Origin of the sequence: Paenibacillus spongiae (assembly GCF_024734895.1) — a bacterium.
Lineage (GTDB): Bacteria > Bacillota > Bacilli > Paenibacillales > Paenibacillaceae > Paenibacillus_Z > Paenibacillus_Z spongiae.
On the sequence record NZ_CP091430.1, the window covers coordinates 7,007,501 to 7,021,674 of the forward strand.

Genomic DNA, 14,174 nt, shown 5'->3' on the forward strand with positions numbered 1-14,174 from the left:
GCATTCATCAAACAGCTGCTCCGCCGTCATGATGCTGAAGGATTCGATATCCATGGCATCTCTGGAAGAGAAGTGCGTAATGCGTGCAATCGTCTGCGGCCTGCAGCCCAGCTTATTGTTGCAGAACAAGTGGGCTCCACGCTGCTCCAAGGCGGTCCCGCACGACGGGCAAATCTCCGGATAGATAATTTCCGCACCCTCTTCGTCATCCGCTCTGCCGAGAATTTCCGGAATAACGTCATTCGAGCGGCGGATAAAGACACGTGCACCGAGCGCATGCTTCAAGTTCTTACGCTCGATATCGCCAATGTTGTTGAGTGTGCAATTCTGAACCGTTACGCCTGCAAGCTCGACAGCTTCCACACGGGCGACCGGCGTAATCTTGCCTGTTCGGCCTACTTCCCACGATACCGACTCCAGAACCGTAGTCGTTTCTTCCGCTTCGAATTTGAAGGCGACCGCCCACCGGGGGAATTTGTCCGTATAGCCCAATACTTCCCGCGTACGCATGTCCGTCAGTTTGATGACGGCGCCGTCTATCAAATAATCAAGCGATCCGCGGACCTCTGTAATTCGTTCGAGCTCCGCCTGCACTTCCTCGATCGTACTCCAATAGGTAGCATAAGGATTTACCTTAAAACGGTTGTCACGCAGAAATTCCAGCATCGCCTGATGCGTTTCGAAGCTCACTCCGTCCGCAAAACCGATATTATAGAAGTAAGCACTAAGCTTTCGTTCCGCTGTAATACGCGGATTCTGATTGCGGAGCGCTCCCGCTGCCGCATTGCGGGCATTCTTGAGCGGTTCTGCAGCCGTGCGGTTATAGGCTTCCAGTACGGAGAGATGCATGATCCCCTCCCCCTGAACTTCGATGATGCCATCGTCGAACGGAATTTTAAGCGGGATGGACTTGATCGTCTTCACCTGCGCCAGAATCCCCTCGCCAACGACACCATTCCCGCGGGTCGCCGCTTGCACGAGACGGCCGTCTTCATAAGTCAGGTTCAGCGTTAGACCGTCGAATTTCTGTTCGATTACATAGCTGGGTTCTGGCAAAGGCACCTCGTCAGGGTTCTTGGCATTGTAATCGTTAATCGCCTTAATAACCCGCGCGTTCCACGCCAGCAGATCCTCTGCGTCCTGCGCCTTATCGAGGCTCCAGAGTCTGGAACGGTGGCGATGCGGCTCGAAGCCCTTCAAGATATCGCCGCCAACCCGCAGCGTAGGCGAGTCCGGCAGTACGGTGCCGGTCTCCTGCTCCAAGAGAACCAATTCGTCGTAGAGCGCATCATACTCTTTGTCGCTGATCGTCGGCCGATCCAGCGTGTAATAATTATGGTTGTACTGCTCGATTAAGTCCGCCAGCTCATTCATACGCGCGAGCTTCTGCGGTTCTGCTTCCCTGCCAGGTTCCATGGTCGTCGACATCGACACTCTCCCTCTCTTAATGGACGATATGTTGCGTGTGCAATCTGGCTGCGAGAATTATTCTACTTTCGTAATGGGCGCAAAGCTGGCAAGCAGTTTCTTAATGCCGACCGGGGCCGGGAATGCAATCTGCAGCTCTGTATCGTTCCCCGTTCCCTTCACAGAGACGACGGTGCCGATTCCCCACTTGCCGTGCGATACCTTGTCGCTCACATTAAAATTGCGGGCTCCTCCGCCTGCTGCCGTCCCTTGGCCGGAAGCCGCCCGTGCATCGTCAAGCGGCGTGCTCACACGCACACCGCCCCTAGAACCGCCTGCCGCGGCGCCAGCAGATCCGCCGCCCGCTTGTCCCCGGTAGCCGAACCCGGAAGCGCCGCCTGACCCCGTCGAGCCGCTGCCATACCGGCTGCCCGCTCCAAAGCTTCCAAGGGATCTGCCCCCGGCACGGCCGCCAGGCGATGACTCTTCCTTCACTTCATCCGGAACCTCGCGCAGAAAACGGGACGGCATGTTGGCGTTCGTCCGCCCAAACAGCGTACGCATCCGCGCACAGGTGAGGAACAACCGTTTCTCCGCACGCGTAATGCCAACATAGGCGAGACGCCGCTCTTCCTCAAGCTCGTCGTTATCCATCAGCGCCCGGCTGTGAGGAAAGACGCCTTCCTCCATTCCAATAATGAAGACAACGGGAAACTCGAGGCCTTTGGCGCTGTGCATCGTCATAAGGACGACTGCATCCTTAATGCCGCCCTCCGGTTCATCCTTGTCCATCGTATCAATATCCGCAATCAGCGCCAAATCGGTTAAGAAAGCGACAAGCGTCTTGTCGTCATTGCGTTTCTCGAAATCCAGCGTAACCGACAGAAACTCCTCGATATTCTCAAGCCGCGCCTTGGACTCCAAGGTATTCTCGCGATGAAGCTCTTCGCGGTAGCCGCTCATCTCAAGCAGCTTCTCGGTGAGCTCCGTTACCGACATCTCTTCTTCCATCCGCTTCAGATGAAGCATCATGTCGTGGAATTCCTTCAAGGATGTACGCGCCCTGCCGGTCACATCAATCCAGTCGAGCTCATCCAGAAGGGCAAAGATCGAAATCCCCCGTTCCACGGCAAGCTCCGACAGCTTGGCAACGGTCGTATCGCCAATTCCCCGCTTCGGCACGTTCACGATCCGCTGCAAGCTGAGGTCGTCGTCCGGATTGGAGACGAGGCGCAGGTAGGCAAGCAGGTCCTTGATCTCCTTACGGTCATAGAATTTGATACCGCCGACAATCTGATACGGAATATCGGATTTGATGAGCGTTTCCTCTATGACCCGGGATTGGGCGTTGGTCCGATACAATATGGCATGATCGGCGTACTTATGGCCTTTCGCCACACTGCTCTGAATCTCTGAAGTGACATAGTAGCCTTCTTCATGCTCGGAATCCGCCTGATAGACCGTAATGGCGTCGCCTTCCCCTTGATCCGTCCACAGTTTCTTGGGCTTGCGGCCGGTGTTCAGCTTAATAACTGCATTCGCAGCATTCAAAATGTTCGCAGACGAGCGGTAGTTCTGTTCGAGCATAATCGTCCGCGCTTCCGGATAATCCTCTTCGAAATTCAGAATATTCGAGATATCGGCTCCCCGCCAGCGGTAAATCGACTGGTCGCTGTCCCCGACGACACAGATGTTGTGATGCTTGTCGGCCAGCATGCGGCACAGCATATACTGAGCCCTGTTGGTGTCCTGATATTCGTCGACATGGATGTATCGAAATTTGTTCTGGTAGAACTCGAGCACTTCCGGGACTTCCTTGAACAATTGTATGGTCGTCATAATCAGATCGTCGAAGTCGAGGGAGTTGTTGCTTTTCAGCCGCTTCTGATACGTTTTGTACACCTTGGCGACAATGTCGTCGAAATAATCGCCGATTTTGTTCTCGAACCGCTCCGGTGAAAGCAGCTCGTTCTTGGCCCCGCCGATTTTGGCTTGAACGGCTTTGGGCTCGAATTTCTTCGTATCAATGTTCAGATCCTTCATACAGTTGCGGATGACGGACAGCTGATCGGCCGAGTCCAGAATCGAGAAGCTGGACGTAAAGCCGATGCGGCTAATATCCTTGCGCAATATGCGCACGCACATCGAGTGGAAGGTCGATACCCAAATATCCTGTCCGGTCGGTCCGACAAGAGAAGCCACCCGCTGCTGCATTTCGCGTGACGCTTTGTTCGTAAATGTAATCGCCAGAATGCTCCATGGCGCCACGCGCCGCTTTTCAATTAAGTATGCGATCCGGTGGGTCAGCACGCGCGTCTTGCCGCTGCCCGCTCCCGCCATGATGAGTAAAGGGCCTTCCGTCGCCTGAACCGCTTCCCGCTGCGGCGGATTCAGCTTCTGAACCGCCTGATCGATGCCAAATTCATTTATCATATGAGGAATAAAACTCCTTTTGTTCGCATTTGTTCGCCTATCTTCAGTCTAGACAACAAGGCCACGAGTGTCAATTTGAATCTGCATGGAAGAGTCAGGAGATAAGGGACTTTCTTTGTTAGCGGCAGAAAAAATAAACCGGCCTTCAAGCCGAGCCGACCCGTGCGGTCGATTCGGCCTGAAAGCCGGCCAATCCAAAATATGACGGTCATCATGTGCGGCTCACGAATCGAGCAGCGAGCACACCGTTTCCTTAACGGCCTGTACGGTCGAGAGCGCGGCTTCAAGCCGATGATCGTATAGGGCGTTGCCTACAATAACGGTATGTACCGATTCCGCCGCTTGGCGGGCTTTATCCACACTGTCAATGCCGCCTCCATAGAATACCCTTGCACCGGTCGCAAGCTTGCCCGCCCGCTTGACGAGCTGCATGTCTCCGTATGTTCCGCTGTATTCTAGATAGACAATCGGAAGACGCATCAGCCGGTCGGCCATATAGAGATGCGCCGCCAGACTTTCCGCATCCAAATCCGTCTTGGCGCCGGTCAGCTTCGCAGCCTTGGCATCCGGATTCAGAATCAGATACCCTTCTGCCGCCGTCTGATCCCAAGGGATAAACGCGCCCAGCTTGCGCAGCGCTTCGACCTGATGGCCGCTCAGCCATTCCGCCCGGTCCGTATTGAGAACCATTGGGATGAAGTAGTAATCGAAGCCCGGGACGGCCGATTCCTCATTCGATACTTCCAGTGCACAAGGCACCTCATAGCGCCTGATCCGCGACATTAGATCAACCGTATTATCGTAGGTCACGCCGGTCGTTCCGCCAACGATAATCGCATCGGTACCCGACATGCATACCGCTTCCAGCACTTCATCGGATATTTCCCGATCCGGGTCAAGCTTAAACACATGTCGCCATGTTTCGTATATTGCCGATTGCATGGTAGCCCCACTTGCCTTTCTTTTTACAAATCCAACGCTTCGATCCGCTGCATGACGGCAAACTCATTCGGATACAGCATCAGCCACTCCGTAAGGCCGACCATCCGAAACAGCTTCTCGTAATGCGGCGTCACGCCCCAAGCGAATGTGTGAACGCCGGCTTTCCGTGCGATCCGTGCCAGACGGATGAGCACGGCCATGCCGCCACTGTTGATATAAGATACACCCGTCAAATCAAGCGCCAGGAAACGGACGCTGTCGTCAAGCCCTCCTGCTAAGCCGTCCAGCAGCTCGTTCTCGGACATTTTGGTCAGATCGCCTCTCAGCTGCAGCACGCTTCCGTTCGGAAATTGTCGCCGCTCGATGACTAAAGGCAGTTCCACTGCATTCACACCCCTTGTTATTCTCGTCGTTAAGTGTTCGTAATACGCATAAAATACAGCTCCATATAAAAACCGCGCTCGTCGCGGCCGGTCGCCCAGTAATCGGAAAGCGAGTCGATAATGACAAGCCCCCAGCCTCTGGGATCATCCGACTCCCGCTTCTTGGCCATTTCCTTCTCATCCCGGGACACGTGCGGGAAGTACCCGCCACCCTCGTCATAGACGCGGATAACAGCAAGCAGGCTGCCGATCTGCGCCTGTACGGTAACCTGCGCCATCGGATCAAGCTTGTTGCCATGCTCCATCGCATTCATAATGGCTTCGGCTACCGCGCTTTGAACATCTTCGTGAAGGTTGGTCTCCGGCCAGAACTTAGTGATGAAGCTGCCGATTTGCTCGGCTACCCCGCGCTCACTGCCCATTCGGCTGCGCAGCAGCCATTCCTGCGAGAAGAAGCTGCTCGGCAGAAGCTCGGACAGATGCCCCCCGCTGATCGCTTCGCGCTGGACAGTCTGACTCCTGTAAGCCTGGACAAGCTCTAATACCACGATAGTCCGATCGTCCTTCCCCGCTGTGGAATGCGCGTCCATCCGCGCCAGCCATCCATCGACCAATTGCGGCAAATCATCGCATGGCTTCCAGGATGAAATTTCCTCCTCCAACCCGTCAAAGCCATACATATGACCGCCCTCATCCATCGATTCGATAATACCATCTGTATACAGAACGAAACGGTCGCCCGGATTGAGCTGCAGCTGCGTTTCTTGGTAAACCACTTCCGCGTCGAAGCCGATCGGCAGCGAGCTGCAGTCGACTGTAACGATTGAGCCGTTCGGAGATACAATGTAAGGCGATAGATGACCAGCGCTGGCATAGCGTACGGTATCGCTTGTCGTGTCAATCACTCCAACGCCAAGCGTAACGGCTCCATCGTCCCCCATCGCCTCGCATAACTGTCGGTTCATACGGGCAAGCACCTCTGCGGGATTTCCGTTCCTTCGTATTTCCGCACGGAAGAGCAGCAGAAGCGCAGACATCAGCAGCGCGGCAGGCACGCCTTTACCCGAGACATCGCCGATCATAATGGCAAATCGGCTCGGCCCTAGCATCAGCACGTCGAAAAAGTCTCCGCCGACATTACGATAGGGCTGGCACCGGGCGGCGATCCGATAAGATCCAATGGTCAAATCGCCAGGCGGAAGCAGCTTCTGCTGAACGTTGTAGGCCAGCTTCAGCTCCCTCTCCAGCGATTCGTATTCCCGGTCGATCCGCGTTTGCAATTCGTTGAAGGCCGAAGCCAGCTCGCCCGCTTCATCGTAGGATACGACCGGCATCCGGCTGCCAAGCTTTCGGCCTCCACCGCCTAACTGTTGAATATTACGGACAAGCGTACGAAGTTCCTTCCTGAATTGCAGGGAGATGTAGCCGATCAGACTTACGCCAAGAATGAAATAGAATAAACCGACGCCGCCGATCAACATCGGGCTTTGCGGTTCTCCGGAGCTGTCCGCAAGCACCGCCAGCTGAAACAGATTCAACACAGCGATCAGAAAGGTGCTGCTGTACGTTATGATCAACGGCGATACGATAGAGCCTCTTCCGCCCCATTGTCCGGACTGCGGCTGGAAGCGAAGAACGAGCGGCAGAAGCAGCCGACGAATCGACGTAAAGATGAAGATCCCGATCGTTAACGACAAGCTGATCTCGCGCGCGATCGAGCCGACCAGCACCGTCCAGTCGATAGACGGCAATGTATCGTTACGGAATGCGGTCTCCTTCCAATGAAACAAACTCGTATATACGAGGCCGAATACAATCATGGCGACTAACAGTTCACAGGGATGCGCCAACAGACGGTTAAGCGCTTTGGCCGATTCGTCTGACGCTCCATCGTCGGCCGGTTCAACCGACCTGATCCGGAATACGGGCCGCAATCTCCATATTGACAGCGCAGTAAGCAATGCTGAGAGTACAACCGCGCCTATCAGCATGGCGGGCAAAGAGAGCGTTAAAATTTGCTGAAAAGGGATATCCATCACAAGCATGTGTTCGCTAACAATGATGATGATTCCAGCCAGTAAAGAGAACATGTATACGCCAAACAAGCGAAAGCGCAATTGAGCGCTTGTCGGTGCGGCTTTGTCATAAGACACCTGGGGATCCTGCAAATCATGCGAATATCCGCCAGTAATCGGTTCACCTTGTACCACGCGGGAAGCCTCCGGACCTGGATTCATGATTGCCATATCAAACGCTTCGTCTTCTCGAGCAGTTCGACTCCGAGTTCTTCTTTGCTGATCCGCTCAAGACGTTTGAACCAGTTGATCGCTTCCGCCCGATGCCCTTTATCCAAGCAGTGGCGTATCATCGTCTCATAGGCTTCCTCTTGCTCGGGACGCAGCGCAATCCATTCGTTCAGCCGCTGTTCGGCTCTTACATCGTCCTGCAGCTCGGAATAATATATGGCTATCCGCTTGAGCATATTGGTTTGCCGGTCCAGCAGCTGCTCGCGCAGACGCTCGAGCCACTCCGCAGACGGAAGCTCGGTTGCAAGCTGACCGTACAGCGGGAGCGCTTCGTCATACAGCCTGCACGCCGCCTCCCGGTCATCCATCCACAATTGATCGCCGACGCGGGAGAGCGCAACATAGGTTTCGACATCGATTTGTTCGATCGTATGCTCCTCCAGTCCGATTACCCCGCGTTTGGCATACACGGTATCGGTCATCCCCATTTCCTTCAACGTGTGCCTCAGGTCATGGAGCGTGACATAGAGCTGATTCGAACGTTTGGACGTGTCCCCTTCACCGAACACGCGATCAATAATTTGCTCCCGGTTCGCCTTATACCCCGGCTGCAGCAGCAGATAAACGAGAAGCTCGCCGGCACGGCGCCTTTTCCATGCTGGCTCGGCGTAAGAACCGTCCGTTGTACTGAACCGGATGCCGCCCATCAGTTTAATCCGCCATTTATCATCCGGGTTGTTCATCGGAACAGAAGCAGGACGAGGTATGAACATATCGACAAGATGGCTGTTATCCGCCTGCCCGGCTTCTTCCTCAGCAGATGGATCCCCGCTTTCTTCAGAATCCCGGCTCTCCTTGGGAAATAAACGGTCCAGCATGGCCGCAATATCATCAAACCTCCGATTTATGGCAGGTGTCGAAACCAGCTTCTTCAGCCGCTGCATCGTCTCGTATTCCGCCTTGGCACCTGTATCGTCGCCTTCTTCAAGCAGACGCTCCGCCTCGGCTGCGGAAGTAAAGAATTGGCTTTCGTTATCGCAAGCCAGCGAGTATGCCGGCTTCTCATACCCGGTTTTGAGAAGAATGGCTTTGACCAAATAGGCATACCTTTCGGGTAGCGAAGCGACTTCCTTAACGCTCGGATGGCCCGTTGTCAGCGTTGCGATAAGCGCTACCCCCAGATTGTCCTTGTCCAGATGCCGGTTCAACCATTGCAGCCGCGTGCGCCATTCCGGTCGGCCATACGCAGCTGCCGACGGATCATATAGCAATCGGTCCAGCATAACAAACGCCGTCCAGAGCGGCTTGCCTTCATTGCCGAACTGCTCTGCGGCATGCCGGAACAACGTCTCCGGATCCTGAAAATCCGTCGCTCCCGGAAGACCTCTGTTCGCTGAAGCGCGCGCCAGCGCCCAAGGAACAAACCCGCTGCACGCTTCCGGGGTCCGCTGCCATTCCTGAAGCAGCAGCGTCACGATCGGGACCGACTCGTTCCGGTCGCCCACTTGTTCATAAAGCAAGCCAAGCATCCCCATCATGGCAAGCATGGCCGACTCATTGGCTTGCGCCGCAAAGCCTTTCAGAGCGGTTTCGAGCAAATGCTTCGTCTCGATCAACCTGCCCTGAAGAAGACCATCCTCGCATTCCGCTTGAAGCAAGAGCGGAGATCTCTTCCGCACCTCGGCCGGGATAACGCGAAGTTCATCCGCCGACAAGTTCTGCCCGTCTAGAATCGCCTGCTCTAGGGACAGCAGTTTATTCACCCATGCGTCCTTTTGTCTACCTGAATCATTCCGTTGTCCCATTCGCATGTCCCCACGTTCTTTATCAAAGTAATATAATGTAATATTCGCGATTATCCGCTAAATTCCTTGCCCATCATGCCGACAATACTCGAAATGTGGATATGTATAGCAAACGCAGGCATTATTCTCCAATTAGTTACACGGGTTGCTGCGGTTAATTATAAAGGATGTTATAAAGAAAGAGAGCTTACAGATGTATGCATCATCCGATTACTCTCTCTCTATTTTACCGTTTATTTCACCAGTTGTCCCCGAGTTACGCCGAGCTGGTTGATAGCCTTCAGACTGCGCCATACTTGAGTGCCGTTTATGCGGCCAGCCAGAGCATCGCGATACAGATCGATGACCTCTATTACTTTATCGGCAGTTTCCTCCAGAAATTCAATACGGAACGAAGCGACGCCAAGATCGGCAAATTGTCTCAAATATTCCGCACCCGACTGTTCGATTGCATTATAGACGGTGTTGCGGCACCCTTCGTCCACCCGGACCGGATGGGACATGCCGATTCGGTCCTGCAGCGAGACGCGGCGTTCTTCGCACGGCCGCCCGCAGTTCGTAAAGTCGGTGCCTTCACTGAGGAATGTGCAGTACACGCAGTGCTCCGTATGGAACATCGGCAGATGCTGATGAATGACAACCTCAACCTTGGACGTATCGGTACGGCGCAGTAAATCGAACATCTGCTGCACGTTCAAATCATACGAGGGCGTAATCAAGCTGCAGCCTGCATCGACGAACAGATCCGCCGCTTTATGATTGGCGATGTTTAATGAAAAGTCTCCGATCAGTTGCGGGAACGGCCCCACGGTGCGTTCGGCCCGCGCGCGCAAATAATAGTACAATGCGCCTGTATTGCGCACAAGCACCGCATCCGGCTGCATTCTCAAGATGCTGGCATGATAGCCGTTCTCCCCCGGCATATGAATCCGTGGGGTTGCCAAGGCGATCGGCTTGCCGGCGTTCCGGGCAATTTCCATCGCAGCCGGAAACTGCTTCACAAACTCAAAGTCCGCGATGACCATGCCCACATCGGTTTTCACAGCCGCCTCCACTTGAGGCAAGCTGCGGCATAGGGCGGTTAATTGGGCGGTACCCTTAGCGGATGATGCTTCGGCAGAAGTATTCTCCCTTGCGCGAACATCCGAATAGCTATCCACCTCGCGCTTAATATATACTGGCGGCTTCGGCCGCTCGCCGGCCAGCTGCTCCACGGCTACACGCCGCATCCGGTTCAATTCGCGTATCGGCAAAATCAAATCGCCCTTCAAGTCCGCATCGAGCGATTCAAGCTGATAGACGGTACCCCCAAGGCGGCCAAGCTGCTCTTCCAGCAGCGACTGGTCCATCGGACGCTTCTGCGCCTCCTCCAGCTCCAGCTCCGAAACAATCTCGACCGTCGTGTTTTTCTGTACATCCGTCCACCATGTGCGAAGCGGCTGGCCAAGAACGCCCAGCACCTTCACGTGAAGCGGAAACGTCCGGTAAGGCTTCTCGGTCTCGAATGTGGCGCGAAGACGCCGGTCAAGCGCCGGGTCATTCGTTTTCCAAATCCGGTCGCCTACGTGCACCTTGCGCAGATCGATATCGTTGCGTCCGGGCACCAGCTCCAGCAGCGTTCCTTCCTGGGCCTCGCCCTCCAGCTTGACTCCCTGTCTCCGCAAATCGTAGACGCGGCCGCCTTCTTCCTTCTTCGTCGGATCACCTGCGTCGAACACGATTCCGTCCCCGCGTTTCAGCGGCGCTTCAAGCTTGCAGACAACGGCGTCGCGAAGAACGCGCTCCACCCGGCCAAGATAGACGCCGCGGCTCTTGGGGAACGTGCCCTCGACGAGCTGCTTATTGTTCGTTCCTTGCAGAAATCCGTGCGTGAACCCGCGCGAGAAGCTCTGCTGCAGCTCGCGCATCTCTTCCTTGGAAGGGGCCGACCGGTTACCGTCGAAATAGCGGTCGATAGCCGCGCGATACTTGCTTACGACATTCGCTACATATTCGGGGGTCTTCAGCCGCCCTTCGATCTTAAAGGACATGACGCCGGCTTCAATAAGCTCCGGCATCAGTTCGATCGCCGCCAGATCCTTCGGCGACAAGAGATAGGCGACATCGCCCATCGGCATCTTTTCGCCATCTACCATAAGATCGTAAGGCAAACGGCACGCTTGCGCGCATTCCCCGCGGTTGGCTGAACGGCCGCCCCACATCTCCGATGTCAAGCATTGTCCCGAGTACGACACGCAGAGCGCGCCATGCACGAATACTTCCATGGGCAGCTTCGCCTGCTCGCCGATCTTCTTGATCTGCTTCAAGTTATTCTCCCGGCCAAGTACGACGCGCTCGATATCGAACGGCTTCGTAAATTCCACCGCCTCCGGCGACGTTATCGTCATCTGGGTCGATCCATGGATCGGGAAGTCCGGCGATAGCTCGCGAATCAGCTTGACCAGACCAAGATCCTGGACAATGACCGCATCGACGCCGGCATCGATGCAAGCTTCCATTAACTGCTTCGCATCCTCCAGCTCATTCTCAAACACCAATATATTAAAGGTAAGAAATCCCTTCACACCGTAGCTGTGCAGGAAAGCCATTATTTCCGGCAGCTCGTCCGTCTGGAAATTATTCGCCCGTGCGCGGGCATTAAATTTCTCCACGCCAAAAAATATCGCATCCGCCCCGTTCGCAACGGCTGCACGCATGCAATCCCAATCGCCGGCCGGAGCCAGCAGCTCTACATCTTCCCGTCTTATCTTACTCATCGTGTTACCGCCATCCTTCTTTATCGCTTGCTAGTCTCTTAAGTGTAACAGAGCATGGCCCGTGATTCCACAGGGTTTCAATGCTAGTTCCCCAAAGACTCGCTTCTGCGTCAAAATGAATTCTATTTTGCTATTAGCCGTTTATCTGCTGTCGAATCTAATCGATTTCATACGAATAATAGCAAAGCGGGGATTACATTCTCTTCTTTGCTATTTAATTATGCGATTTTGTCATTTGTTCATTCGCGGCTTTCTCTGCATTTCGTCATGCTATATAATGAAATCATTCATTAACACTTATGATTAACGGGAGGTTTTATAAAACTATGAAACTCGGCGTATTTTCCGTTCTATTTGCTCAGAAGCCATTCGAGGAAGCACTCGACTATATCGCTTCCAAAGGTCTGGATGCGATTGAGATTGGTACCGGTGGCTACCCGGGCAACGCGCATTGCGATCCCGATGTGCTGCTCGCTGATGAGAGCAAGCTGCAAGCCTTTAAGGAAGCGGTCGCGTCCCGCGGTCTAACGATCAGCGCGCTGAGCTGCCACGGCAACCCGCTCCATCCGCAAAAAGCCATTGCCAGCGAACACGATGCGGTCATCCGCAAAACCATCACGCTTGCTTCCAAGCTTGGCGTATCGGTTGTTAACACCTTCTCCGGCTGCCCTGGCGACCATGAAGATGCTAAATATCCGAACTGGCCGGTAGCTCCATGGCCGAACGACTACCAAGACATTCTGAAATGGCAGTGGGAAGAGAAAGTGATTCCGTACTGGACTGAAATCGCTAAACTGGCAACCGAGAATAATGTCAAGATCGGCCTCGAGCTTCATGGCGGTTTCTCCGTTCATAGCCCGGCAACGCTTCTTCGCCTGCGTGAAGCTGCCGGCGACGCGATCGGCGCAAACCTTGACCCGAGCCATATGTGGTGGCAGGGAATCGATCCGGTGCAAGCGATCCATATTCTCGGCCGCGCCGGCGCTATTCACCACTTCCATGCGAAAGATACTTCCATTGATCCGGTGAACATCAACCATCACGGCGTAACGGACATGCAGTCCTATGCCCTTATGCTTGACCGCGCTTGGCAGTTCCGTACCGTCGGCTTTGGCCACGATATTAAGACTTGGGCGGATATCATCAGCGCGCTTCGTCTTGTCGGCTACGATTATGTCGTCAGCATCGAGCATGAAGATGGCCTTATGTCCGTTGACGAAGGCTTCACCAAAGCGGTACAGAACCTTCAGCAGGTACTGATCAAAGAGCCGCTGGGAGAAATGTGGTGGGTGTAAGCTCCCTCTAGCCATCCTATGTAATTAGAAACCAGTCTTAACACAATTCTCTTGTGTTAGACTGGTTTTTTCATGCCCTCCCTAGCATCTTTGGCAGCCTTTTATTTTGTTCTCTCCATATATAAGTCCGATCTCCCGTTCCTGCACATCAGCAGCGCAGCCAAAAATCATTCGTTGACGGACGGCCAATTCCGATTAATTTTCATCGATAAACCTCTTGATTTATCAGCAGCATTAGCCATCTCTCCCTAATTATATGTTCGTGAGAAAATGCGCAAAAAAACAGTATGCATGCGATATATGCCGATAAGGAATTTGCATTATTTAAACTATCTTTATAATACATATTATATCGGTACAAGCCCATGTAATCAGATATATATCATGACTAATATCAATGTATAATTGCGTAATTACAATCAAATTCGATCAAGTGCGTAGATCGAAATACAGATAAATTCATTCGAGTGTTCGGCTAGATTATCCTATCGGCTTCATGAACTTTTATTCGGCTTGCCGCGTCATTCTTCCGATATATTGCTCATCGAAAAAAGCCGCCAGTGTCTTGATCAACAAGACCCCAGCGGCTTATTATGCTTTCACACGGAATTACCGTTTGAATTAGCCCAACCACACTTTAAAGATCATCACATAGTTAGCAAACGCGAATACGAGGAATGCAACGGCCGTAAATCCGATTGCAAAGATGTTCTTCTTCGGACGCGCCGTTAAAAGACGAACAAGGCCGATGAAGATGACCAATGTGAATATCAGCATCATGATATCGAACGGTTCGAACGTCTTTGCAACCGCCTGTGCAGCTTCTTCTGCGAGAAACATGGGGGGACCTCCTTCTTATCACACGATACCTATCTTAGCTTATGTTAGCCGTAACTGGGCTTTGTTG

At 53.7% G+C, this 14,174-nt stretch carries 9 protein-coding genes (1 of these 9 cut by a window edge); 1 reads left to right on the forward strand and 8 read right to left on the reverse strand.

The features are described from left to right. The 7 genes from ligA to L1F29_RS31590 all read right to left on the reverse strand — a co-directional run. Positions 1-1,428, reverse strand: the 5' portion of a protein-coding gene (gene ligA, locus L1F29_RS31560; RefSeq protein WP_258385924.1) for an NAD-dependent DNA ligase LigA. It extends 618 nt beyond the left edge of the window; 1,428 of the gene's 2,046 nt are visible here — the first part of the coding sequence; its start codon is at positions 1,426-1,428; its stop codon lies off the left edge, out of view. 57 nt (positions 1,429-1,485) lie between these two features. Then, positions 1,486-3,840 carry a DNA helicase PcrA gene (gene pcrA / locus L1F29_RS31565; RefSeq protein WP_258385925.1) on the reverse strand — a complete coding sequence of 785 codons (2,355 nt, stop codon included), beginning with the start codon at positions 3,838-3,840 and terminating at the stop codon, positions 1,486-1,488. A gap of 222 nt (positions 3,841-4,062) precedes the next feature. Then, the gene (pcrB, locus tag L1F29_RS31570) at positions 4,063-4,782 is read right to left on the reverse strand and encodes a heptaprenylglyceryl phosphate synthase (protein ID WP_258385926.1); all 720 of its coding nucleotides are present in this window, start codon (positions 4,780-4,782) and stop codon (positions 4,063-4,065) included. Positions 4,783-4,805: 23 nt separating this feature from the next. Next, complete coding sequence (locus tag L1F29_RS31575) at positions 4,806-5,165, reverse strand: STAS domain-containing protein (RefSeq protein WP_258385927.1); 360 nt, start codon at positions 5,163-5,165, stop codon at positions 4,806-4,808. A 29-nt stretch (positions 5,166-5,194) separates the two neighbouring features. Next, entirely contained in the window at positions 5,195-7,375 is a 2,181-nt protein-coding gene (locus L1F29_RS31580; RefSeq protein WP_258385928.1) for an ATP-binding SpoIIE family protein phosphatase, read from the reverse strand. A gap of 23 nt (positions 7,376-7,398) precedes the next feature. Beyond that, positions 7,399-9,216, reverse strand: coding sequence for an AfsR/SARP family transcriptional regulator (locus L1F29_RS31585; RefSeq protein ID WP_258385929.1), 1,818 nt, complete (start codon positions 9,214-9,216; stop codon positions 7,399-7,401). Positions 9,217-9,449: 233 nt separating this feature from the next. Then, a complete protein-coding gene (locus L1F29_RS31590; protein WP_258385930.1) occupies positions 9,450-11,972 on the reverse strand; it encodes a U32 family peptidase in 2,523 nt (840 codons plus the stop codon). Between the two features lie 326 nt (positions 11,973-12,298). Between L1F29_RS31590 and L1F29_RS31595 the strand changes: the two genes are divergently transcribed. After that, entirely contained in the window at positions 12,299-13,267 is a 969-nt protein-coding gene (locus tag L1F29_RS31595) for a sugar phosphate isomerase/epimerase family protein (protein WP_258385931.1), read from the forward strand. Between the two features lie 621 nt (positions 13,268-13,888). Here the strand turns inward: L1F29_RS31595 and L1F29_RS31600 are convergent. Next, positions 13,889-14,107 carry a hypothetical protein gene (locus L1F29_RS31600; protein ID WP_258385932.1) on the reverse strand — a complete coding sequence of 73 codons (219 nt, stop codon included), beginning with the start codon at positions 14,105-14,107 and terminating at the stop codon, positions 13,889-13,891. Between the last annotated feature and the right edge of the window lie 67 nt (positions 14,108-14,174).

Bases quoted from the DNA above. Each gene is read 5' to 3' on its own strand.
- pcrA (WP_258385925.1), bottom strand. From the start codon at position 3,840: ATGATAAATGAATTTGGCATCGATCAGGCGGTTCAGAAGCTGAATCCG.
- pcrB (WP_258385926.1), bottom strand. From the start codon at position 4,782: ATGCAATCGGCAATATACGAAACATGGCGACATGTGTTTAAGCTTGAC.
- L1F29_RS31585 (WP_258385929.1), bottom strand. From the start codon at position 9,216: ATGGGACAACGGAATGATTCAGGTAGACAAAAGGACGCATGGGTGAAT.
- L1F29_RS31590 (WP_258385930.1), bottom strand. From the start codon at position 11,972: ATGAGTAAGATAAGACGGGAAGATGTAGAGCTGCTGGCTCCGGCCGGC.
- L1F29_RS31595 (WP_258385931.1), top strand. From the start codon at position 12,299: ATGAAACTCGGCGTATTTTCCGTTCTATTTGCTCAGAAGCCATTCGAG.
- L1F29_RS31600 (WP_258385932.1), bottom strand. From the start codon at position 14,107: ATGTTTCTCGCAGAAGAAGCTGCACAGGCGGTTGCAAAGACGTTCGAA.